Consider the following 25142-nt stretch of genomic DNA (forward strand, 5'->3'; position numbering starts at 1 on the left):
GTAAATTGATTTGGGGCCCTTGTTTTTTAAATGGCTTAAATATGAACTCATTGACCATCAGTTAGTGAGAAGGAGTATATAGAATGAAAATTTTTATGTTTGTAGTTTGGTTCCTGACCTTTGCGACACCCGTGATGGCCGAAACCTTGCCGTTGGATGCTTTTGCCATGCGGCCGGCAATTCAGCGAGTGTCTGTGTCACCAAATGGTAAAATGCTCGGCATGTTGCGCGGACAAAGCCTCAATGGCGACTACATCATGGAAATTTATAGTACCGATGATATGAACGCGAAACCAGTGCGTCTGGGCGCGGACGTCATGGAAATTACCGGATTTACGTGGCTAAACGATGACAGGCTTTGGGTTGATTTTAGGCAGAATCTGAATAAAGTCGTTGATAAATTTGGCGGCGGAGATAAAACCCGATACCGTTACCGCAGCTATCTTATAAATAGCGATGGGACGGGGAAATGGACGGAAGTTCCCGCTGATGGGCAGGTGAGAGTGGTTTCAATGTTACCCAAATCCAAAGACGAGATTTTGATTTCTTATGATTCCAATGACAACCATTGGCCGGATTATGTCCGCTATAATATCAAAAATGGGCGGAAAAAAACTATCATGCGGGGCAGCAATAAATACTCCGGTGGGTATGGTGTTGATTATGACGGCGATATTAGAATAGCAACATCTTTTGATATCAGTGATCTGACGGTTACATATCATGTGCGTAAAAAAAATGATGACAATTGGATTCAGATTGAGACAGTTCGTGCGATGAAGAGGGAAACCTTTTCAATTCTTGGATTTAATCCGGAGAATGAGAATGAGTTGTTTGTTCAGGCTAATAATGGCGAAGATACAGCCAGCATATGGGCGATGGATATTAATACCGGGAAATATACTGAAAAACTATTTGGATTAAAATCTGTTGACGCCGGAGGCATACTGATCAATAGAAAACCGGGTAAAGAGGGCCAGCTTCTGGGTTTTCATTATGCCACATCTAAGCCGAAGAGAGTCTATATTGATCAAGCAGAAAAAGCGCTCTATGAAGCAGTGCAAGATCTTTTTCCAGAGCATCATTCCCGCATAATCAGCCGCTCAGATGATGATGCTAGCATGGTGATATTTGTGAATGGGCCGAAAGAGGCAGGGTCTTATTATCTCCTGAAAAACAAGGCCGAACTGTCGTTCCTTGGCGCTAGATACCCGAAGATTAAATCTGAGCATCTCTCGGATGTAAAATACATTAAATACAAAGCACGGGACGGTATGATAATTCCGGCCTATCTGACAATTCCTAAAGGGGAGGCACCCTTTCCAACGGTAATTGTTCCCCATGGTGGCCCGTGGGTCCGGGATCATCCGGGTTTTGATGAATGGGCCCAGTTTCTGGCGCATCACGGCTATCTTGTTTTACAACCAAATTATCGGGGATCTACGGGATATGGTCTGAAGCACTGGAAAGCCGGTGACGCAAAATGGGGGCTTGAGATGCAGGACGACCTGGATGATGGGATGAACTATCTTGTTGAGAAAGGCTTGGCTGACAAGAACCGTTTGGCGATGTTTGGCTGGAGCTATGGGGGGTATACGGCTTTTGTCGCTTCCACGCGGGGAAATAATATATACAAATGTGTTGTTGCCGGCGCCGGTGTCAGCGATATGAATAAAATATCCGCAGGGTTATATGAAAACTATTTTTCCAGAAAAGTTGCGGGGCCTTTTATGAAGGGTGTTTCTCCCGTTGAAATTGTTGAAAAGGTAAATATTCCGATTTTTGTCATTCACGGTGATATTGACCGTCGGGTTGATGTTGAACACAGCCGTGCTTTTGTGGATGAGTTGAAGAAATACCATAAAGATTATAAATATATTGAACTTGAAGGTGCGGATCATTTTTCCAACACCCTTTTTTATGATCATAAAACAACGCTATATTCTGAACTCCTTGATTGGCTAGGGAACAAGTGTTTCAAGTAGGATGCAGTCTAATAGAATCAGACTGCGGAATATTACATTCTGCAGTCTGATATCATTCATGTTTGAGAAGGCCTAGATTTAGCATGATTTTTTAGCATTAAATTGCCAAAAAGCCAGTTGGCCGCGTTTTAAGGTTGAGCCTGCCTCTGCTTAATCCAGGCCGCAACAGAGGCTTGCATTGCTTTCAGGGAAATGCTGCCATGCTTTAATACGGCGTAATGGAATTCACGGATATCAAAGCGATCCCCGAGTAATGCCCGGGCCTTTTCCCGTTCCTCAATAATCCGGTTCATGCCTACCTTGAAGGCGGTTGCCTGTCCGGGCACCGCCAGATAGCGGTCAACCGCACGGTAATTGGCTTCCGGCGGGCTGGAGGTGTTGTCATTAAGATAGGCTACTGCCTTGTCCCGGCTCCAGCGCTTGTAATGCAGACCACTGTCCACCACCAGTCGACAGGCCCGCCAAAGTTCCCCGGCCAACCGGCCAAAGTCGGAATAGGGGTCTTGATAAAAACCCAGTTCCCGGGCGTAGCTTTCCGCATAGAGCGCCCAGCCTTCGGTCAGGGCCGTATTGGACCACCAGATTTCATAGGTGCGCATCCTGGGGATTTCCGGACGGCTGTTGATCAGGGAATATTGCATGTGATGTCCGGGAATGCCTTCATGAAACATCAGGGCTTCCATATCCACTTTTGACACATTCGTCATATCATAGAGATTGACGTAGATATTGCCGGGGCGACTGCCATCCGCACTGCCGCTTTCATAGAAGGCGCCCGGAGATGATTTTTCCCGATATTCCTCAAACCGTTTTATCACAAGGTTACTTTTCGGGCGATAAGGCAGAATTTCATCCATGCGCGCCGTCATATCCGCCAACGTTTTGCGCGCGGCCTGTAAATATCCCTGCCGCCCTGCATCGGTATTTTCATAATAAAACCGGGGATCTTTTTTCAGAAAGGTGAAAAAAGCCTGCAAATCGCCGATAAAACCGACCTTATGCATGATCTTGCGCATTTCACCGTGGATGCGCGCGACCTCTGACAGGCCCAGCTTATGCACCTCTTCCGGCGTCATGTCCGTTGTGGTAAATTGGCGGATCAGGAATTGGTAAAACCGGTCCCCATCCGGCATATTCCAGACCCCATGATCCTCTTTGGCAAGCGGAACTTGTGCATTAAGAGTCGCCATCAGGCCGCGATAGGCTGGTCCGAATTTATCCAGTAACGCCGCTTTTGCATTTTTGATCAGCTGATCTTTGTCTGCTGCGGCAATATCAAGAAGACCCACTTTGCGTTTAAAGTCGGAAAAGACCACGTTGTCCATCTGACTGTCCGGGTCGAAAGGATATCCGCTGATGGATTGTTCACTGCCGCCGATCAGGCGGGGCAGCAGGTGCTTTGGCAGATAAATGCCTTTGGCCTGGCGGGCCGTGATCTGTGCGCGCAACTGATTCATTGGTTGACCAACGGTTTTGATGCGGGTGATATAGGCCTCGGCATCTTGTCGAGAGGAGATGTTATGATAATTGACCAGTGTACCGACAATCAACACATGATGCCCGACAATCTGATTGAGAGGATAGAGTTTATCGCGCCAGCCGTGACGTTCAATTCTCAATTTGAGTTCTTCTTCCAGCACGCGGTAATTAAACTGCCCCGCCTCATCAAGCGTGGCATAGTCAAAATCCCGGTGCAACGCCCTGAGGCTTTGCCACAGGGCGGCAAGGTTTCTATTTTCAGCCTCCGGCGACAGGTCATCCCAACCATCCTGAACCGGGGTCAGTCCCTGCTGACTTTGCAACATCGGGCTTTCCTGCAATGCGGTCTGGTAGATGTCTTCCAGGAAGCGTAGCAGCCGGGCTGAATTTTCCGACGCGGCAACTGAAACCTGATCGGCAGCCAGGGAGGGCAGGGAGGGCAGCGAAGCCGCGCCACTTAACACCACGACAGAGGCCAGTAACAACAGTTTTTTTCTCATCTTTTATCCTCTCTCAAAAAGAAGCCACCGGCCATTATGACCGGTGGCTCGAGGTTGCACTAACGATTTGGCAGTTTAAAAATCAATTTGTCTTAAACGTCAGGCGTACACCGGCCGTTCTGACTGAAGGTTCCACGAACAACCCGCCAATAAAGGCTTTCTGGTAGGCATTAGTATAATACTGTTTATCGAACAAATTCTCGACATAGGCCACAATACTATATTGTTCATTTTCCATACCGATCCGGATATTGGTGCTGTTATATCCCGGGACCTGATACGGGAAACCTGTTTTGATCAGGAAATCCTTTTTTGACACAATATTGCTGCGGTAAAACCATTCCGCCCGGACAAAGCCTTTATAATCACTGGTCACAGGGAAGTTATACTCTGCATCGGCGCTGAGGGTCCATTTTGGCGAATTAGGAATGGTTATGCCATCAAGGCGCACATTGTTGCCTTCAATATAAGAAACAAAATTCTCATATTTTGCATTCAGGTAACCAACAGACGCATTGACCACCAGGTTTTCCGTCACCATGCCGGTGACCTCGGCTTCAAAGCCGTAACTGCGGGCGGATTCGGCGTTTTCAATGCCGGTGACGAACGCAATGTTGCCGTTGCCGTCAATAATGCCGTCCTGGAATTCGGTCTGGAGATTTTTCCATTTCATGTAGAAAGCCGCCAGATTAACCCGCATACGCCGATCCAGAAGTTCAGCCTTCACGCCGGCTTCATAATTCCACAGGGTTTCCGGGTCATAGGTTTTTTCCGCCAACAGCTGGTTGGTTTGCACTCCGCCGGATTTAAAGGCCTTGGAAATGGTTGCATAGGCCGTGGTGTTGTCATCAATTTCATAGCCTAAAGAGACTTTTGGAGAGAAGTCAGAGAAAGATGCCTCTTCATCAACAGAATCAGAAATGATGCCGCCAGAGACGTTAACCTGAACGCTTTCCACTTTTTCATGGGTATAGCGCAGACCGCCGGTCAGGGACAATTTGTCCGTGAAACGATATGTCGCTTCGCCGAAGAGGGCAAAACTTGTTGTCTTGCCATTGGTTTGGGTTTCCGTGACGACAAATCCTTCGGGTAAGGCAAACGCATTTTCTGCACCGGCATAGGTATATTGCTCTACATTGCCCTTATCCTGAGCAATCAGGCCGCCAACCGTCCATTCGAGGGCAGAATCCCCTGTGGATTGCAAGCGCAGTTCTTCACTGATGGAATCGCGGAAAAGGTCTTTGGTTTCATACCAGCCATCCGTGCTGCCGCCGTCAATATCTCCGGAGAGATAGCCTTTCGAGTCCATATAACCGGTGATGCTGGTCAGGGTCATTTCGTCAAAATCATAGGCGATCTTGCCGGTGGTGTACCAGAATTTTGTGCCAGCGCTCTGGGGCCGGTTAAAGTTGACTTTATTGGTATTGTTTGGCCAGAAGCCAACCCCGTCAGGGTCAGGTTGTCCATTGAGATAGCCAAACAATGTATTTTTGGCGAATTCGGAGAAAACCCCGGAAGGTACACCTTCACGCATGCCAGCTTCTTCATCCGTCAGGCTGGCGTTGATATCAATGGTCAACCGGTCTGATGGCGTATAGCGTACCGCAATGCGGCCATTGACATATTCGGACTCATTGCCGCCACCAATCGGGTTGATATTCTTGATGTTGCCGTCGCTTTTGGTCCATTTCATATTCCCGCGAATGGCGAGGACATCTTTGATCAACGGCACATTGATGATGGCTTCCAGGTCTTTGGTGTTAAAACTGGAATAGCCGATTTTGGCTTCGGCGAACATGTCGTTATCCGGTTTTTTGGTGGTGACGTTAATCGCGCCACCAACCGCATTCCGACCAAAATAGGTTCCCTGCGGGCCGCGCAAAACTTCGATCCGTTCAATATCCATCATCGGTGGATTAACGGTTCCGCCGCCCACACTGAAATCATCCAGATAGAAGGCAACCGTGCTTGGACGAACATCCTGATCAACGCTCAGGAAATTGGTGATGCCGCGGATGCTGATGGACTTGCGGTCACGGCCCCCGGTAGAAATAAAACTCACGTTCGGCGTCCGGGACAGATAGTCGCTGACCCCGTCAAACATGTTGCGTTCAATGGCTACACTGGTGAAAGCCGAAACACTGACCGGCACATCCTGAAGGCTCTGTTCCCGGCGCTGGGCGGTCACGGTAATTTCTTCCAGCATCAGGGTTTTTTCAGCTTCGGCGGCCTGCAATTGTGTCAATGGCATCAGCAACCCAAAGCCCAACGCTGTTGTCAGAGACAGCAAAGTCGCCTGGCGGGTCTTGTTTTTAACGTTAGATATATGTGGCATAATTTCCTCGCTTTGCACATGGTCCTGTTGAAAAACAGGGGACTGTATTTTTTAGATGTGAATGTTTTAAAATGATTGTTTAGTCGCCGGTTTGTTCATGCAGCGCCCGGGCCGCCGCTTCGCTCATATTGACAAAGTCAATTTTAGCAATCTTGCCGTCCTTCACCACGGCGTAGCCCATGACATAGCCGACGCTTTTGACACCGTCCTGCTGTATCAGTTCTTTATGGTAGGTGAAAATACGGTTGCCGCTGGTGAAGGTTTCAATGGGGGGCATCACGAGTTCGACACTGTCGACACTTTTCTGAATGCGGTTGAAATTTTGTGACATCTGATCCAGCCCTTGCGCCCGCACCGAACCGTCAATGATCATCACTGTGTCCTCGGTATAATATTTCCCGAAAGCTTCCGCTGTATAGGCGCCCTCAACCTTGAACGCGCCATTCCACCATCTGAACATGTCTTCCAGAACTGTCGCAGTTTTCTCGCCCGCCGAGGCGGTACCAGACAAGGTGAAGCACACCAGAACTCCAAAGATGATTTTTTGCATTGAGATACTCCATTTATATGTCTGCTCTGAAAAAATGCGACCTCAGAACAACGGGGGACTTTAGCTATTGTTTGACATCCAGAGATCACCCTGATGGCAGTCCGGAAAATCTCTTTTCCAGGGTGTTCTGCCATGCAAAAGGCCTCTCGTCACCAAACTCTGGCTTTAAATACTAGACTGGATAATCATATAGACCGGGATAAAATTGTCTCAATAACATTGTGTAAACAATAATGTTGTTTTTTAAGCAATTAATTGAATTTTGCATTTAACACAAAAGGTTAAGTTATGTGAATGACTGTGGGGAAAGATCAAGGCCGGGGTCTCTCTGGACATTGTTGCGTCCGAAGCAACATCTTTTCTACAAGATGTCATTGAAAACAATTTTTAGACCGGGATAGTATGTCATTAATCTGAATGACACTTTAATTGAACCCTGATGAAAGGAATATCATGCAATATTTTGGCCTGCGGCCTCTTCTGCTGGGGGTGCTGATGACAGCAGTATCCTCTTTGGCGATCGCCGCCCCGATGACCGCTCTTGTGGGGGGAAACCTTGTGGATGTGGAAGATGGCAAAGTTATCAAGAACAGTGTCATACTTATTGAGGGAGAACGTATCGCCCAGATTGGGACAGTCAGGGATCTGGAAATTCCTCAGGACGTCACCGTTATTGATGTGACCAATAAATGGCTCACCCCAGGTTTGGTCAATATGCATGTGCATTTTACCCTGAAGCTGCCCGGCGCAGAAGCGGCCCAGTTGCAGTATGAAACCGCCGGGGGCATGACCCTGCGCGGTGCTGTCAACGCCCGGAAATCTTTGTTGTCCGGCACGACCACCGTACGAACCCCCGGTGAAGATAATCATGTGGCGCTGGCGCTCGACAAAGCAATTAAAAAAGGCGACTTTCTCGGACCACGCATCTTCAGTGCCGGCACCGCCATTACCCCCACCGGCGGTCATAGCGGCGAACCGGTGCTCAGTGGCGTCGATGGTCCAGTCGAAGTCACCAAAGCCGTTAGACGGGAAATTCTCGCCGGGGCCAGCTGGATCAAACTGATGATCACCCGAGGGCTCGCGGATCCCCATGGCGCGATCAATTCATCCGATATGACATTTGAAGAAATGCGGGCCGCTGTTGATATCGCTCATCGTCATGGCGTTAAGGTTACCGCACATTCATCCTCGGCCGTGGCGACAGAGGAAGCCTTGAGAGCCGGTGTGGATTCCTTCGAACATGGTTATTTCTTTGACCGGGAAATTTTCACCAAAATGAAGAAAGCCAATGCCTGGTACATCCCGACAATCGTTGTCAGCCAGAAGGGCGCTCTCGAATTCTTCAAGAAAATTGGCTCTCCTGACTGGTATCTGAAACGCGCTGAATCGGTGGGTAAAGACCATTGGAAAGCTCTGCAGACCGCCATTAAAATGAATGTCAATATCGCCATGGGCAGTGACCAGTTTCCTTTCGAACCCAACGAAGGCACTGTCGCCTCTATCCGGGAAACGGAATTATATGTTGAGGCCGGCATGACCCCACTGAATGCGCTGCGGGCGGCGACCCTTCAACCGGCGCGTCTGCTGGAGGCAGACAAAGATGTGGGGTCTCTGAAGGTCGGGAAATATGCCGATATCCTGGTCCTTGATCAAAACCCTGTCAGCAACATTCGTGCGCTCCGGACGTTGGGGATGGTCATAAAAGGTGGCCAGACCGTAAGAAATGATTGGGCCAAATCACCGGTGCAATAGCTACTTCTCCACATCATTAAAGGCCTTCTCTGAATTTTAGAGAAGGCCTTTTTTTATGAAAGCGCGCCGGGGAATGCGTGTGCTGTCATTCCCCTTATTCGCTATAGTTTATTGAACTGGCGTCATTCGGCGACATGAGATAATATTTCATCTTCTTCGCTTCCAGGCAAAGCGTAGCGCGGGCTCAACTGCTGAATAACCTGATTGAATGGGTTCTCCTGGAACAGGCTGTTCATGCGGAACCCCGTGGCTTCCCCATGGTGCTCCATGCTTTTCAGAACCGCTGTGGCGGCATTGACGGCAGACTGCATGGCGCCTTCAACCCATCCGCCCTGGAAAGAACAATTGTTGTTGGCGACAAAAACCCGGTTTGAACGCTGATGCCGCTTTTTCCGGGTCGATTGCTCGTTGGCGTAATGATATTGATACACCATCTGGGTCGTATAATAATGTTGTTCAGGGTAGTCGATTTTGAACGCACCAAACATCATGGGCTCTTTCTGCCAGACAATGGACTGCAGATTGATTTCCTGCTGGTCAGGGGCCAGGGGAATATCATAACGCAGTACATCGGCAACGACATTATTCCGTAACGCGGAACCAATTCCCAGTTCATATGCTGTTTTCAGGTTGAAATCCGGATTGGATCCCGGTGTGATGACCTGGTCCTTGTGATAATCCAATATGCCCATGACCTTGATGGAATCATCACCCCAATTGTAACTGATCAGGATATTGGATCCGGCCGTATCATCATGTTTATAGGGGTCAAGGAAATACATCTGCCGTGCCAGCGTATCGGTGAGCACACATTTAACCGGATAATTCTTGCCTTCATACCGGACTTCTCCCCAGCGGTGTTCCCATCTTGGGTTGGTCCATGGTTTTTGCGGGACAAATCCGAACAGCTTGGAGGAATTCATGATATGAGGAACGCGCATTGATTCTCGCACCATGTTGTTTTCCTCACCGGAAAATACGGGAACGAGGTTGCCGTCATTATAGGCATCCTGAAATTGATCTGGCACGACTTCTGCGTCGAGGTTCAGACGAATTTGCATGCTGCGCAATGTTGTGCCGGCAATGACATAATCATAATGTTTGTAAGTCAGGTCATTGTTTTCGCCCATATAAAATACAACGGGAGTTTGTTTCTGGGCGTCAAGCCCGATATAGACGACAGTGTTCATCTCGAGAAATTCTTCTGCAGGGATGCCTCTGTCCGGGGTGCCGGTGAAGGTGAGATTGAGAAACTTTCCGATAATCTGGTCCATGGGCATGCTGAGGGAAAATTCTTCGTTATACTCCCACACCAACAATCTAAATATTTCAAGGAAACAAACCGGGAAGAGGGGGCCAAAACCGCCTGTGCCCAGCCCGAGCGTACTAAACATGTTATATTCGGTAGGCCCCCAGTTTTTATCATTGGCTTCCAAATATTCAGTCAGGGCGGAAATAAAGGGTACGGCTTCATACTTTTTAATGAAGAAACTCCAATACTCATTAATCTGCGTTTGCTCGTATTCTGTTAAGGGGTCGTTTTTGGTCAGAAGGGCCGCGATCTCATTTACACCCAAGTTGGTATCAGGCAGCACCAGAGAGCCGATAAAACTTCCAAGATCATCCTGAATTTTGCTCCAGTCCACAGGATGGCGGACATCTGGCGCAGGTGTTATGGGCTCGTTGCCGATCCAGCTGTATTTGCCGCCCCGAAAGTAGATTTCTGTGGCAACCACACCGGGGTTGGGGAAAATTTCCTGAATGGTGTCCGGGCCCCGCGTTTCCAGCTTGGCGAAATAATTCCAGAAAAGCTTGGAATTGTCCGGCACTCGCATGGCGCCCATCTCGTTATAATATTTTTTATCGCCCGGCCCTGTAAAACTTGGGGAATAGAGCCGTCCTCCGGCGCGGTCCAGCGCTTCATATATATCAATATGGAGATTTGGGTCCATGCCTGCGGCGGTGTAAGCCCGAGACAGTTCATAGGCGGCCGTGGCGCCGGCGACCCCGGATCCGATAATGGCGACTTTGGGAATTTGCTCTGGATTTCTTGGCTGTATCAATGTGGCAAAGGGGCGGTCGTTTCTGACAACCTCTTCAACATATTCATAGATATAGGTGTCAACCATACGCGCGTTGCCACTCATCAATTCTGACAGAGGTTTGTCAGTGGGAAGCCCGGAGGGGCGTTTCTTTTTATCCTGTGAAGATTGCAGCAGTCCGCGTGTGCCGCCGAATGCTGTGAGAGATGGGAAAATACCTGTCATGCTTATGCTCCTGTACCAAGTCGATTGTTCGGTTGGTTCGATGAGTTGAATTCAATAGGGGTCATTCTGTAGTTAGAAAAACACCGTTTTATACGCAAAGCACGCAACTGAAATTACACAATACTCGGTACTAGAAAGTCTTCACCATGAAAGCTATGCCTGATGTAGTTCCTCCTTTCGGATGAACAGTAAAACGAGGGCGCAGATATAGGTTAATATGACCGCACCGCCGATAACAGGATACCCTCCATTCGTGAGCATTAGACCCATAGCCGCGGGTCCTAACGCCCCCCCAAGATTAATGAATGCCGGTGCAGATGCCGCCATGGCGCCGGAGGGATCCAAATGAGCGAGATAACCCAGATAACTTGTCACAATAAACAGGGTGGCGAAGGGAAACACCGCCGCGGCCAATCTGTAATAATCGGGAGAGATGTTCTGACTGGCGAGAAGAACAGCGACACCAGACAGAGATAAGCCGATAAAGATGGCCGCCCTTCTGCCAAAGTGCCGGGTTGCCTGATTGGCGGCAAAAGGCCCCAGTATACTGATCAGAAGTCCGATCATGATAAAATCGCCGATTTCATTGACCTGATAACCTTTGGCAACTCCCATGCGTTCAAGATAGGCCCAGCCGCCCTGACAGCCGATAAACAATATTCCGAGCGCCAGAAGGGGCACGGCCGGAAACCTTAGCCAGCGCCTTTCAGGAACTTCTTGCGGGGTCTGTGTAGAGAGGTCTTCTTCTTTTTGGTTGGCAAACAGCAAAGACGCCGGCAGCGCGATGAGACTGGTGATCACGACGATTCCGAAAATACCGGTGCTGCCGAAATCAGACATAAGACCGGGGGCGGCGAGAAATAGGCCAATGCCGAACAGGGCGATGGTCGTCTGGGACAAAGCGAAGAAGCGATCCGGGGTTTTTGTACGGCTGATGGCCATATTCAGGTTGGCGAGAAGCAGGCCTTCCCCGATCCCCGACATGCCGCGGGCCAGAAAGAGCAGCAACGTGTTTGAGAGTAAAGCCGAGGCCAGATTGGCGATGAGAACCAGAAGACAGCCATAGAGGGCAATTTGTCGCACGCTCAGTTTTGTGGATTGGCGTGCAATGACGATGGCGGCGAAGGCGGCCATGAGAAGCTGTAAAGATCCCATATAACCCGCGATAGCGGGGTCCAGATTCAGGTGGTCTGCCAGTGCGCCGATCCAGAGCGGCATGGCGTAAAGGCCACTATAAGCCACACAGGATCCCGTGATCAATGCGATCAGTAAAGGCAGAGATGAGGGGCGGTTTTCAGGTGGAGAAATCATAACAAATCCTTCCTGATGGTAGGTGGGGTGGGGAGAGGCCCAATTTCGGTGAAGAAAACCTCGGCAATGCGCATGAGGTGACGGTCACTATCCTCAGGGCCATCAAATTCCAGCCCGAGGGGCAAGCCGGTCGGGGTCATCGCCATAGGCACAGAAATACCGGGCAAGCCCGCATTGCTGGAAGGGTCCGTATTATGAATATAACTTGGAAAGGTGGGGGATTTCAGTCCATTGATCTGGACCTCATCATCCTCACCAATTGGTCGGGCAGGCAGTTTTGTCGTGGGAAAAACCATAGCGTCAAGCTGATGTTCCTTAAAATAACGCCGATAGGCGTCTTGCAAGGCGGGGCGGTCATGGGTCAACAGAGCGTGATAGTCTTCCGATGTGCAGGGCGGCGCGGCCGTGATATTCTGATACAGCCCCTGAACATCCGGGCTGGCGATGGCCTCGACCATCTGGTCAAAGGAGATCCCTGTATTTTCGAGATAATCTGTCATATCCTGCACCGCTTCTGTCAGGCAGATGGGCAGGCTGACGGCGTCATTGAGGCCGGCCAGGTTCGGGATATCGACTTCCACGAGCTCCGCGCCCAGAGCCCTGAGGGTATCCAGGGCATGTTCCGCCGCGGTCTGAACAGCCAAATCAAGGTCCTGGAAGAAATAGCGCCGCGATATGCCGAGCCGGATCCCGGTGAGGCTTTTCAGGGGCGTTTCCTCGGCAGGCAGCAGATCGGGTCTCACTATTCCGTCGATCAATAGAATATCTTCGACCGTGCGCGCCATGGTGCCGAGCGTGTCTCTGGTGTGAGAGACCGGAATAACGCCCTCTGCACCGTAGCGTCCCATCGTAGGACGGTAGCCAACGATGCCGCAGAGCGCCGGGGGAATACGGGTGGAGCCTCCGGTATCGGTGCCCAGGGCAAAAGGCGCCATATGAGCGGCGACGGCTGCGGCGCTGCCGCCGCTGCTGCCGCCGGCGATCATGTCAGAATTATAAGGGTTACGCACGGGGCTGAAAGCGGCATTGTTGGAGGTGATGCCGAAGGCGAGCTCATGCATGTTGGCCTTGCCCAGCACCAGTGCGCCTTCACCAAGAAGTTTTTGCAGCAGAGGCGCATTCCGGTCTGGCCGGTGATGTTTCAGTCCAGGGCTGCCGCCCGTGGTGGGGAAATCACTGGTTTCTATATTATCCTTGACCACCATAGGGAGGCCGAAGAGCCGGCCGCATTTTTCGCCAGCCGCGCGGCGCAGATCCAGGTCATGGGCCGCATCGCGCAGATGAGTTTCATCCAGACAAATGAAGGCGTTAAGATCTTTGTGGGCCTTTATTTGTTTAAGTAAGGCGTCGATATAAAATGAAACAGTTATCTTGCCCCGTTGCATGGCGCTGATGGCTTCGGCGGCGGTTAAATCGAGAACGGTCATGTGGAACCCTTTTTAATTGACGGAAGGAGGGCGCGCCGGCGAGAACTGCCGCCGGCGCGCCTTGCAAGTCTATTAGTTGAAACGCCAGGTGACCGCCGCACCATACATGCGCGGATCACCGAATGCCGCGATATCACCGGGGCCAACGATATAAATATGAGAGACATACTTCTCGTCAAAAATATTCTTGCCCCAGAGGGAGAACTCCCACTGGCTTTCTGGGCTGGTCCAGGAGACTGAAGCATCCGACAGGCCGAAGGCCGGTTGCAGGGTCGCGTCGGATACCACATCCCCTCTCTGGTCGCCGGTGTAACGGTAGTCAATATGATAGGCCAGTTCGCCGCCCCACGGTGCCGGGTGACTGTAATCCAGATTGATGCTGAATTTATGGGAGGGGGCTCTGGTCAGGGGTTTGGTGCGAATGTCTGCGGTGGCCGGGGGGATAGAATAATATGGGCTGAAGTCAAAATCGGCTTCGGTATGCATATAGGAGTAAATCCCTGAAATATAGAGGTTCTCGGCAGGAACCCAGGTGGCTTCCGCCTCAAGACCGTAAATTTTCGCGCTGGCGGCATTGCGGGTCCGGAAGACCCCGAACGGGGTGATTTGGCCGTCAAGCAGGGTGCCAAAGCGCTGGAACTGAAGGTTTTGATAATCCGTATAAAAAGCCGCGAGATTGAGACGCAGGGTACCGTCGACCAGATCTGCTTTGGTGCCGATTTCATAGTTCCAGGCGGTTTCCGGTGCGAGCGGTGTTGTTGCCGCCGCCGCGCTTTCCGGGGCTGCACCAAATCCGCCGGATTTGAAGCCTTTCGAAACGCTGGCGTAAATCAGGGTATTCTCATTGGCCTGATAGTCGAGGGACGCTTTCGGTGACAGGTCTGACCAGGATTCACTGGCGGGAACGCCCCCGGTCCCCTTGATGATATCTGTGCCAAAATCGGAAGAGATGATAAAGCCAGGCGCGACACCGAACGTTGAGGTCCAGGTATCAATATTCTTCTTTTCATAGGAATAACGCAGTCCCAGTCCCAGGGTCAATTTCTCTGTGAAGGCGTATTTTGCATGGGCGAAAGCGGCAAAACTGTCCGTGGTGTTATCCTGACGATAGGCGCCGACAAGGTCCGTGGGGTCTGTCGCCCCCAAGGTCGGAATACGGTCATCCGCCCCGTTCACCAGACGGAAGGTTTCCATGCGGTCGGTGTTCTCATTGAGGTAAAATAGCCCCAGAACATAATCCGCCTTGTCGCTCAAGGTGCCGGAGAAGCGGAATTCCTGTGAATATTGTTTTGTCTTGTCGTCAATCTCATCGACAATATTGGGAAAGGCCCCGACGGAATCCATTTCCCAGTCATTGGTGCTGTCCCGGTAGGCGCTGATGGAGGTCAGGCTGCCGACGTCACCAAAGTCATGCACCACGCGGAGGCTGACCCCTGTCGCATTCTTGCGGGCGTAACCGTCCTGAGGGTTGGTGGAATGTTTATAATCACCACCCAACCCTTTATGATATTCGACGATTGTGCTGCCGGGATTGTTGCGTACGGGAATGCGGGCCATATCGGCCTGATCCATGTTCATGGCGTCGGCGCTGATCAGAACTTCCGTGGCGTCTCCCGTCCACAGCAATTGACCGCGCACACTCTGGACGTTCTCATCTTTAAGCTTGTTGCCGGTAAAAATATTCTGCACCCAGCCATCCCGTTCACGGGAGGAAAAGGACACTTTGGCGTTGAGGTTGTCACTGAGGGGGCCGGTCACCATGCCGGCAAAATCCTTGCGGTTATAATTGCCAACGGAGGCTTTGATCTTGGCCTGAAAGGTGTCGCTGGGTTTGCTGGAAACCACATTAATGGCGCCGCCGATGGCGTTCTTGCCGTAGAGCGTGCCTTGGGGACCGCGCAGAACTTCTATGCGTTCCACATCAAACATCTCGAACGCCATATTGGATATGCGGCCAAGATATACATCATCGAGAAAAACCGCGACGGAGTTTTCAGTACCGGCGCCATCGTCATTGGATGAAATGCCGCGCAGGCTGACCACAGATTGCCCGGGGGCAAAGGGAGAGAACGTCATCCCGGGAATGCGGGTGGCGATATCGTCGGGGGTATGGATGTCGGCTTTTTCAATGGCATTGGCGCTCAGGGCGGTCACGGCAACAGGCACCTGCTGCAGGTTTTCCGAGCGCCGTTGGGCTGTGACGGTAATTTCTTCCAGCATAGCTGTCGTGTCGGCTTCTGCGGCCATGGCGGCCATGGGGTCAAGGCTCAGCAGCGCGATTAGCCCAAGAGCGGTTGAGCTGCGGCGGGGGGATGGATTTCTCATGTATATAACTCCCTGTTTCTTAAAAAGTGATTGCGATCGTTCGCAGTGGAACGAGACTATATTTTGCTAAACGGCGGTCTTTGCGACTCATCTGTTTAAATAATAATATTATATTTATTAATAGTTGAAAAGGAAAATATTAAATATGAAATATAGAAGGCGCGCAAAATCGCCCTGACCAGCCTCAGACAAGGGGGTGTTGCCTCTGTTTGCAGCCGTGACGGGACTGGTCAGTAAGGGGAAATATTCTCAAAACGCGCCAGAATCTGGAAATCATATCCCTTGGCTTCGGCGAGATAAACATTCTTGGATACATGAAAGGCATGCATTTCCATGTCACCGCGGGCGCTCTGATAACGCAGGCCTTCCGATGCATTTACCAAAGCCTGCATCTCCAGGCTTTTTGCCTGACCGACCAGTTTTTGCAGGAATATCATACCTTCGTAACAGGACTGACTCAGGGCGTTCAATTCAGGAGCATTTTTTCCAAATTTGGCTTTATACGCCTGAATGAAATGTTGATTTTGGGGGTCATCCAGATCAGGAAAATAACTGGAGGCAGATAACAATCCCCGACAGGCCGCCGCCCCGCTGGCGAGGAGGGTGTTTTCTTCCACAAGGGTCCCAAAGCGGTGAATTTCTTTGGATAATCCCTTCTTGTGGAAAATGCGATTGAACGCCACCGATGCGGATCCGACAAGAGAGATCAGAACGCAATCAGGATTAAGTTCAGCGATTTCAGAGACATAAGCATTGAGGTCCTGCTTGTTTTCATTAACGTAACGTTCTCCGAGGACGCAACCGCCTGTTTCGGTAATGTAGGATCGGGCCGCCTCATGCAGCTTATGCGGCCAGCAGTAATCATTGCCAATTAGGTACCATCGGGAGATATCGCGGTGCTCCTGCAGCCAGGGGATAACCGGTTTCAGTTGCTGGGCAGGGGTTTCCCCGAGCAGGAATACGCCTTTTGCGGTTTCGCCGCCTTCGTAGGTTGGGGTATAGATGTAGGGGATACGGCCATCGATGACATCAATTATGGCCCGCCGGACATCGCTATCATGCATGCCAACAAGAGCCGTAAATATATTGTTTTCCATCAGGGTGCGGATGTTATTCGCCACATCCAATGGCTTCTGACCGCCATCAATGAAAACCAGATCAATTTTATGGCCGAGAATACCGCCTTTTGCGTTTATCTCTTCAGCCGCCAGTCGAAAGCAGTTGCAGCAGGATGGACCATACAGCCCGGCCTGACCGCTGAGAGGCACGACCGCTCCCACTTTTATGACGTCCGGTAATGACATATCTGTATCCCTTAACTTCATTTGGCGGTTTATATCAGTTGACCTTATCGTTTTACGCTATACTCTGGACAAATATTACCTTCCGACTTACAATGATACAATAATTGTAAATTGTTTCCAAATTAAATAAATTTCGACCTCCTAGATTTCATGACTCGAGTAAAAAAACAAAATCATATCGCGACCCTATTGGCAAAGGCGCACCGTCGCATGGTGGCAGGTCTGACAGTGGCCTTGAAACCTGTAGGGATCAGCATTGACATGTGGACCTTGCTTGGCATCCTGAAAGAGGAACCAGGCCAGTCCATGACCTCACTGGCGGATAGTTTGTCCCTGAATTTACCGACGGTCACAAAATTAATGGACAGGATGGTCAGTGACAATCTCGCTTATCGCAAACCACATCATTCAGACCGGCGTCGCGTGTTGATTTTTCCGACCGAGCGGGGGCTCAATCTGTTTCATGAAGCCGATCAGATTGCGGCTAGACTGGAACAGGCGCTGGAAAAGAATATCGGTGATTTGAGCCCCATAAAAGAAGGTCTTGAAAACTTGTCAAGTGACGGATGATGTCTACCGGGGCTGTTAAACGGTGGATCATTCCATATGCAGGGTCCTGAGGACTTCTAGGCAGGTGCAAAGGTTATGATAATCGCATTTTGCGCCGGCTAAACTTTTCTTGGTGGAATATTTTGAATTATCCCGCGCCAGAATGCGGAACCAGGCCCCGTTGACGTGGTCGACCATATGTTCCCAGCAATACTGCCAAAGTTCTGTATATTGATCATGATACCGTTCGGTTCCCGTTGCTTTATAAAGCATGGCGGCGGAGGTAATGCTCTCACTCTGAACCCAGAAATATTTATCCTCATCGCACCACTCCCCTTCCGGGGTGAAGCCATAGATCAGGCCGCCATATTTTTGATCCCAAGCCTTCTCATAGGCGGAATTAAACAGAAACTCTGCCTTTTCCAGAAACCAGGGGTTCGGCATATGACGGTAAAGCATCATAAGAAGCTTGGCCCATTCGGTCTGGTGACCGGGTTGGAAACCCCAGGGACGATAAAGATTCTTGGGGTCCGATTTGTTATAGTCCCAATCTATGTCAAATTGCGGCGTGTAATGTTCCCATATTAATCCGCCGGTGAGACTGGCTTGTCGTCCGACGATGTTATCGGCGATGGTTTTCGCACGCTGGAGGAAGGAAACCTCTCCCGTGGCCTCATAGGCGGCGATCAAGGCTTCACAAAGATGCATATTTGAATTCTGGCCGCGGTAGTCCTGAAGGATGCCTTCGGGGCTGATTTCATCGGCATAGAGGCCATATTCCTCAAGCCAGAATTTTTCTTCAAGGATATTGTATATATGGTGTAACGGGCGGGTGTCCTGCAGAAGACCCGCGCCATACGCGGTGGCATAGGCCAGAAGAACAAAGGCATAGCCGTAGGATTGCTGCGTCATGTCTTGAGGCTTGTGATTCTGCAGTGTCCATGCGTAGGAGCCGCTTTCCGGTTGCCAATGCGTGGTCTCAAGGTAGTCGAGCCCATGACGGGCAATGGCAAGGTAATTCGGGTTGTCAAAGGTCTTTCCGGCCAGTGCAAAATTAACGATGATTCGGCTGCTGGACACGAGTTGGCGAAAGCCCGGATCAAAGACCGTGCCGTCATCAAGAAAATTCTGATAATATCCGCCACTCTGGTCGACCACGCGAGGTTCGTAGAAATCAAGGATATCCCGACAATGCTGCAGGAGAAATTCGGGTGAAGAGAAGTTCATAATAATTCCAGCTATGTAGAGGAAGCGTCAGGGAAGGACCGGGTGAAGAGGCTGTTGGCTTCATTCAGGTCCGGTAGAGCGGGGAAGGCGCCAGCCTTGGTCACGGTGCAGGCACCGCAGCAAAGGGCAAACATCAAAAGCTCCGGCAACTTGCTGCGGTCAACTATCGCGGCAAAGGGATCATTTGTCCGGCTGATCGCATGGAGAAATCCCCCTATGAAGGCATCCCCACCAGCCGTTGTATCAACAGGATCAACGGGCGGCGGTGATATTTCTCCGCTGTAACTGGCCGTATGATAGCTCATGATATTGCCACCATCGGTCACCAGGAGAAGCTGGCAGGTCGTCTTTAAGGCCTCCCGGATGTAGCTTTCCAGGTCGCCCGAAGCCAGATACTCCAGTTCGTCCCGGGAGAATTTGACCACATGGGATTTATAGACCAGGCTGTTGACCCGGTCTTTATCGGCATGCCCGTCCGGCCATAAATTATGACGTAAATTGACATCGAAACTGATCAGGTTGTTTTGGCGCAAGGCCTGATCGACGGCATAATGGGTGCAGGTGGTAATGGCGTCGGTGGTGAGGGTGTTTGAACAGAAATGAAAGATCACCGGATCAGAGAACCAGGCGTTATCCACCTGTTCTGGCGTCATCAGAAGGTCAGCCGTTTCATGGCGGTAGAAGGAAAAACGTCGATCACCATCAGGGGCGCGTTCGACAAAGGCCAGCGCTGTTTTTGCCGTTGGATGTTGCAGCAGAAAGCGGGTGTCGACACCATATCTTTCAAGAGCCTGCTTGAGAAAATCTCCAAAGATCCCACTGCCCACCTGTCCGGCGAAATAGGATTTTCCGCCCAGTTTTGCCACAGCAACAGCGGCGTTGGCCGGGGCGCCACCCGGATATTGACGGTAGTCCTTGAGGGTCAGTCCATCGCTTTGATGTTCGCTGATGGACAGAAAATCGATTAAGAGTTCTCCAAAACAAAACACTGGTCTCATGATGTTATCCCGGCATAAGATTTCGAGACAGGTTGCTTGCTTCCTGATAAAGCATACCATGTGATATAGGTGTAGGCCAGCGCAGGGACGAGAAAACTCACCTGGACATTAAAGTTGTCGGCGGCCAGCCCCTGAAACAGTGGGATGATGGCGCCACCGACAATAGCCTGACAGAGCAAACCAGACCCGCGGGAAGTAAGAGGGCCGAGACCGCGGATCGCAAGGCTGAAAATAGTTGGAAACATGATGGAATTGAAGAAGCCGACACCGATGATGGACCAGACCGCGAGATCACCTTCGCTGAATACGCTTATCAGGACCATACAGATCGCGAGCAGGGCATTGCTGGCCAGCACATAGGCCGGGGGGACAAAACGCGTCAGGGCGGCGCCGACGAACCGTCCAATCATGGCGGCTCCCCAGTAATAGGACACCATGCGTCCGGCCTGATGTTCGCTCATCTGGCCGATATGGTCTTCAGAAAAATAATTGACCAGGAAGCTGCCGATGGAGACTTCCGCCCCGACATAGAGAAAGATCGCGAGGGCGCCGAACAGAAGGGTAGGGTGGCGCCAGATGCTGTCATCTTTCGAAGATATCTCGTTTTCAGGGTGTGGGGCTTCCACATCCGGCAGGTGAAGCATCTTGAAGGTGCACGCGGTGACGATGATAAAACCGGCCAGTATGAGATAGGGCAGTTGAACGGCCGTCGCATCTGCAGTTGTTTCCTGCAAAGCACCAAAAATCAACAGCGCCCCGAAGAGCGGGCCCAGCGTATGGCCGAGGGAATTAATGGCCTGGGCCAGGTTCAGCCGGCTGGCGGCGGTATTCTGTGGCCCGAGAATGGCGACATAGGGATTGGCGGAAACCTGCAGAATAGTGATGCCGCTGGCGAGAATGAAAAGGGCCGCGAGGAACAAGCCATATACCCCCAGTTCGGCCGCGGGGTAGAACAGCAGGCACCCTGTCGCCATAATGGACAGACCGGTGATGATGCCTTTGAGGTAACCGATCCTTTCGATCAGTTTCCCGGCGAAGGGGGCGACGAGAAAATACGCGCCAAAAAAACAAAATTGTACCAACATCGCCTGGGTATAGCTTAACTCAAAGGCCGCCTTGAGATGAGGTATGAGAATATCGTTAAGGGCAGTAATAAACCCCCAAATAAAAAACAATGTGGTCATCACGGCAAAGGGGGCGTGATAGCCCGCTTTACCGGGTGCAGCTTTGGGCATACTTTGATCCATTATTATGGTCCGCTTTCTTGAGAGGGTATTATCTGTTCACGCTTAATGACGGGGGACGTTGATCCTGTTGCGTTGCCCATGCCTTGTTGGGCTTGTCGGACATCTCGAAATGCAGTTGACCACCCGCCATGATATCCTGATGGGTGATATAGCTGCGGTTCAACGGCGCGCCATTGAGGGTGGCGGATGCAATATACTTATGGGTTTCCGACAGGTTTGAAGCCGTGACGCCAAAATGTTTGCCATTTTGCAGGGTGAGGGAGATTTCCGGCACCTGCGGCGCCCCGATGGCATAACTAAGATCGCCGGGGGCTACCGGGTAAAAACCCATGCTGGAAAAAATGTACCAGGCCGACATTTGCCCGACATCGTCATTGCCCGCAAGGCCATCCGGCTTGTCGGAAGACAAGGTATCCATGATTTGGCGAATACGCGCCTGGGTGCGCCAGGGCTGCCCGGCATAGTTATACAGATAGGCGATATGGTGGCTTGGTTCATTGCCGTGCGCATATTGCCCGATCAGGCCCGCGATATCCTCATGTTCCTTGATTTTTTCATGGTCCAGTTCTTTCGTGAACAGGGTATCAAGGCGTTCGATGAAAGGGGTGTCTCCACCCATCAGATCAATCAGCCCCGCAATGTCATGCGGCACATAGAAACTATACTGGAAACTGCTGCCTTCGGTGAAAGGGCCCATCAATTTGGCTTCTTCCGGATCGAAATCAGGATTCCATTTTCCCTGACTGTCCTTGCCGCGCATGAATTTGACGCGGGGATCAAACAGGTTTTTGTAGGATGTCGCCCGACCGTAGAATTCCTGCGCGGTTTCATCATCCCCAAGTTCCTCAAACAGGCGTGCAATCGTCCAGTCGTCATAGGCGTATTCGAGGGTGATGGAAACCGACTCCGCCAGTTTATCCATCGGAACATAGCCATATTTCTTATAGGCTGGAATGGCGTCATAGGACGGATGATTGGCGGTATCGAGGATGGCTTGTTTTGCCAGATCGATATCGAATCCCCGAATGCCTTTCAAATAGGCGTCAGATATCACCGATACGGCGTGATAACCAATCATGGTCCAGGTTTCATGAGCCTGAAAAGACCATATGGGCAGCATGTTGTTGTAGCTTTGTTGGTAATGAAGCAGCATGGACTGAATCATGTCCGGCACACGGTCCGGGGCGACATAGGTGAGCAGGGGGTGTAGCGCCCGATAGGTGTCCCACAAGGAAAACAGGGTATAGTTGGTATGGTCGGTGGCTTTTTGAATCGTACCGTTCAGGCCAAGATACTCGCCGTTCACGTCCTGGTAGATATGGGGAGCCTGTAACGCATGATACAGAGCAGTATAGACCTGCCGTTTTTGGCTATCTGTTCCTTTCATGTTTATCACGGATAATTGTGTGTCCCATTTCTTCTTTGTTTCGGCGCGGACCCGGTCAAAATCCCAATGATCTATTTCTGTATCCAGATTTTCCATAGCGTTGGCGTAACTAACCGCGGATTGTCCGACTTTAATCAACAAAGGTTCACGTGTCGGTTCGGTAAAGTGCGCGAGTATTTTTATGGCTTTGCCGGCGGCGTAAGGTTCGTCTGGATTATTGATTGTGCTGGGACGGTTGTTCTTTTTGTCGAGACATCCATTGCAGCGGTATCTTTTGTTATCCAGATTATGGAGGTCAATATCTGTGAAAGGCCGCGAAAAGCGCACCGCGAAATACATCGGGCGGTTATTGGCCCAGCCATTGGTGGACCGGTGGATGAGCAAGGTTTGTTTGTCGAGGATCCTGACGTCGCTCCAGATCACTTTGTTGTCAAAGTTATACATGGAGGTTGTCAGGTCCAGCATCACATGGGCTTCCTCCCCGCGAGAGAAGCTATAGCGATGCATGCTGGCGCGGTCCGTGGCGGTGAGTTCCGCATGAATGCCATAATCCAGAAGGTCGACGGCATAATACCCCGGGGAGGCGGTTTCACGGTCGTGGTCAAAGCGAGAGCGATAGCCTGTTTCCGGATGTTCAGCTGTTCCGGCGGTGATATGGGCTTCGCCAATCATCGGCATGATCAACAGGTCGCCGAGATCCGAATGCCCGGTGCCGCTGAAATGGGTGTGCGAGAAACCGATGATGGTACTGTCATCATAATGATATCCCGCGCTATGTTTGTATATTTCCGGCTGGGGATCTTTGCCACGGTACAGGTTTGCCGTATCGGGGCTGAGCTGCACCATGCCAAAGGGCGTGACGGCGCCAGGGAACGTATGACCGTCACCACCTGTTCCAATGAAAGGGTCTACCCACTGACTGTTTTCGGGGTCACGGGGGGTGTCTTTTGCATATAGCACCTGAGGGGCAAGGGGGCAGAGTGTCATCATGATCAGGGCAAGGCCGATCGATGATTTTTTTATGATACGGGGGAACCTTTGCATGCTTATTTTTCCTGTCTTAGTGCTATATTTTTAACATTTTTTATTATATAGATAGTGTTAATTGGAACGTTCCAATAAAAGGCAATATAAGACCTTGTTCTTCATATTTCAATTGTTTTATACATAGAGAGCAGATTAAGCATAGGGCGCATAGGATAAATGATCAAAAAGACACCTAAGAAAAACGTCACTGTATTTGACGTGGCCGCATATGCCGGGGTTTCAAAATCCACAGTTTCATTGGTCCTGACCGGGAGCAGCAAGGTTAGTGAGAAGTCCAAAGCCAAAGTTTTGGAAGCGATGGATAAACTGGGCTACGTCTATAACCGGGATGCGGCGTCGTTACGGGGCAAGCGCCGCAGCTTGGTCGCCATTGTGATTAACGATCTGTCTAATCCTTACTCCGCCCAGCTCGCGATCGGGCTTGAAAAATATATTCGCGCCATGGGCCTGTTTTCTATTCTGGTGAATAGTGCGGAAGACGTCGAAACCCAAGGCCAACTGGTCGACAAGCTGAAAGAATATAAAGTGGCGGCCTTCATCATTTGTCCGGCACCATATACAACGGCGGAATGGATTAATGATCTGGTGGTTAGTGGTTTTCCGGTGATCAATATCATGCGGAAAGTTGCCGGGGCGCAGGTGCCAACTGTTTTGCCCGATAATATCACGGGAACTGAGCAGTCGACAGCCCATCTGATTGAAAAGGGATTCAAGCATATTGCCTTTCTGGGCGGGCGCGACAGCATTTCCGATTATCATGATCGCCTGGCGGGGTATAAAAATGCCATGACGGATGCAGGGCTTGCCTGTGACCCCAGGCTTCAGGTTCAGACTGATGCAAACCGGCATGGCGGACGGCAGGCTATTGGTGTGGCCCTTGATCTTGATCCTGAACTTGACGCGGTCGTGTGTTTTAACGATGTGATTGCTTATGGTGTGATTGAACAATTGCGCATGCTGGGCAGGGAGCCGGGTAAAGATCTGGCGATTGTCGGGTTCGACGATCTGGAGGATTCGCGTTTGATGTCGCCGGCCTTGTCCACCGTGAGTATTGATGCCGACAGAATTGGCCACAGGGTATGCCGTCTGCTGGAGCGACTACAGGACCAGGAACAAATTTCCGATACGATTCTTGTCGATGTGAAATTTGTTGAAAGAGATTCCGCGTGATAGTCTAGTTTATCGGAGAGACATTGATCTTCGGAATTTTTATGCTTGTTTTTCAAGGATATATGGTATTTTCAGTTACTTGCCCTGTTTTATTTGAATTTAGATAACAGTCCTGCCTTTTTGATAAAAGGATAGATTACCCGCCAATATATTTTCTTGATTTTTTCAATTCCCTCATTTATGGTCCTTTTTTGGAACGTTCCAATACATCAATGGGTTTTGATTTTGGAACGTTCCAAAAAAGGGAGGTGTCGGTGGTTTTCTCAACCTCATACCTGTAAG

General features: G+C 50.6%; 16 protein-coding genes. 4 read left to right on the top strand and 12 right to left on the bottom strand.

Going from position 1 to position 25142, the window contains the following annotated elements; translation table 11 throughout:
* The first annotated feature begins 83 nt into the window (after nucleotides 1–83).
* Nucleotides 84–1985 carry an alpha/beta hydrolase family protein gene (locus FIV45_RS03245; protein ID WP_099470936.1) on the top strand — a complete coding sequence of 634 codons (1902 nt, stop codon included), beginning with the start codon at nucleotides 84–86 and terminating at the stop codon, nucleotides 1983–1985.
* Between the two features lie 128 nt (nucleotides 1986–2113).
* Here FIV45_RS03245 and FIV45_RS03250 read toward each other — a convergent pair whose 3' ends face one another.
* The 3 genes from FIV45_RS03250 to FIV45_RS03260 all read right to left on the bottom strand — a co-directional run bounded on the left by FIV45_RS03250 (nucleotide 2114) and on the right by FIV45_RS03260 (nucleotide 6849).
* On the bottom strand, nucleotides 2114–3964 hold the full coding sequence (locus tag FIV45_RS03250) for a DUF885 domain-containing protein (RefSeq protein WP_099470937.1): 1851 nt from the start codon (nucleotides 3962–3964) through the stop codon (nucleotides 2114–2116).
* Nucleotides 3965–4046: 82 nt separating this feature from the next.
* On the bottom strand, nucleotides 4047–6299 hold the full coding sequence (locus FIV45_RS03255) for a TonB-dependent receptor (protein WP_204601962.1): 2253 nt from the start codon (nucleotides 6297–6299) through the stop codon (nucleotides 4047–4049).
* A gap of 79 nt (nucleotides 6300–6378) precedes the next feature.
* Nucleotides 6379–6849 carry a hypothetical protein gene (locus tag FIV45_RS03260; RefSeq protein ID WP_099470938.1) on the bottom strand — a complete coding sequence of 157 codons (471 nt, stop codon included), beginning with the start codon at nucleotides 6847–6849 and terminating at the stop codon, nucleotides 6379–6381.
* 453 nt (nucleotides 6850–7302) lie between these two features.
* Between FIV45_RS03260 and FIV45_RS03265 the strand changes: the two genes are divergently transcribed.
* Nucleotides 7303–8601, top strand: a complete 1299-nt coding sequence (locus tag FIV45_RS03265; protein ID WP_099470939.1) for an amidohydrolase family protein — start codon at nucleotides 7303–7305, stop codon at nucleotides 8599–8601.
* A 122-nt stretch (nucleotides 8602–8723) separates the two neighbouring features.
* On the opposite strand, the gene FIV45_RS03270 is transcribed toward FIV45_RS03265, so the two are convergent.
* From FIV45_RS03270 to FIV45_RS03290, 5 genes are all read right to left on the bottom strand, one after another.
* A complete protein-coding gene (locus FIV45_RS03270; protein ID WP_099470940.1) occupies nucleotides 8724–10868 on the bottom strand; it encodes an FAD-dependent oxidoreductase in 2145 nt (714 codons plus the stop codon).
* Nucleotides 10869–11021: 153 nt separating this feature from the next.
* Nucleotides 11022–12179 carry an MFS transporter gene (locus FIV45_RS03275; protein ID WP_099470941.1) on the bottom strand — a complete coding sequence of 386 codons (1158 nt, stop codon included), beginning with the start codon at nucleotides 12177–12179 and terminating at the stop codon, nucleotides 11022–11024.
* Nucleotides 12176–13606, bottom strand: coding sequence for an indoleacetamide hydrolase (gene iaaH / locus FIV45_RS03280; RefSeq protein ID WP_099470942.1), 1431 nt, complete (start codon nucleotides 13604–13606; stop codon nucleotides 12176–12178). Before iaaH ends, FIV45_RS03275 begins: the two co-directional genes overlap by 4 nt.
* Before the next feature lie 72 nt (nucleotides 13607–13678).
* Entirely contained in the window at nucleotides 13679–15931 is a 2253-nt protein-coding gene (locus FIV45_RS03285; protein WP_099470943.1) for a TonB-dependent receptor, read from the bottom strand.
* Between the two features lie 230 nt (nucleotides 15932–16161).
* Complete coding sequence (locus FIV45_RS03290) at nucleotides 16162–17235, bottom strand: substrate-binding domain-containing protein (RefSeq protein WP_165776865.1); 1074 nt, start codon at nucleotides 17233–17235, stop codon at nucleotides 16162–16164.
* Nucleotides 17236–17385: 150 nt separating this feature from the next.
* Here FIV45_RS03290 and FIV45_RS03295 point away from each other — a divergent pair, with 150 nt between their 5' ends.
* Nucleotides 17386–17805: a MarR family winged helix-turn-helix transcriptional regulator gene (locus tag FIV45_RS03295; RefSeq protein ID WP_099470945.1), complete on the top strand. Its 420-nt coding sequence runs from the start codon at nucleotides 17386–17388 to the stop codon at nucleotides 17803–17805.
* Nucleotides 17806–17832: 27 nt separating this feature from the next.
* On the opposite strand, the gene FIV45_RS03300 is transcribed toward FIV45_RS03295, so the two are convergent.
* The 4 genes from FIV45_RS03300 to FIV45_RS03315 are packed head-to-tail and all read right to left on the bottom strand — an operon-like array spanning nucleotide 17833 to nucleotide 23633.
* Nucleotides 17833–19011, bottom strand: a complete 1179-nt coding sequence (locus tag FIV45_RS03300; RefSeq protein ID WP_099470946.1) for an AGE family epimerase/isomerase — start codon at nucleotides 19009–19011, stop codon at nucleotides 17833–17835.
* 11 nt (nucleotides 19012–19022) lie between these two features.
* Nucleotides 19023–20009: a carbohydrate kinase family protein gene (locus tag FIV45_RS03305; protein WP_099470947.1), complete on the bottom strand. Its 987-nt coding sequence runs from the start codon at nucleotides 20007–20009 to the stop codon at nucleotides 19023–19025.
* Entirely contained in the window at nucleotides 20006–21244 is a 1239-nt protein-coding gene (locus FIV45_RS03310; RefSeq protein ID WP_204601963.1) for a sugar MFS transporter, read from the bottom strand. The genes FIV45_RS03305 and FIV45_RS03310 overlap by 4 nt, the downstream gene beginning before the upstream one ends.
* A gap of 40 nt (nucleotides 21245–21284) precedes the next feature.
* Nucleotides 21285–23633, bottom strand: coding sequence for a GH92 family glycosyl hydrolase (locus FIV45_RS03315; protein ID WP_099471067.1), 2349 nt, complete (start codon nucleotides 23631–23633; stop codon nucleotides 21285–21287).
* A 213-nt stretch (nucleotides 23634–23846) separates the two neighbouring features.
* Between FIV45_RS03315 and FIV45_RS03320 the strand changes: the two genes are divergently transcribed.
* Nucleotides 23847–24860 (top strand): LacI family DNA-binding transcriptional regulator, encoded by a 1014-nt coding sequence (locus FIV45_RS03320; protein WP_099470948.1) that lies wholly within the window; start codon nucleotides 23847–23849, stop codon nucleotides 24858–24860.
* Nucleotides 24861–25142 lie beyond the last annotated feature (282 nt).

The sequence above is a fragment of the Paremcibacter congregatus genome (assembly GCF_006385135.1).
Classification (GTDB): domain Bacteria; phylum Pseudomonadota; class Alphaproteobacteria; order Sphingomonadales; family Emcibacteraceae; genus Paremcibacter; species Paremcibacter congregatus.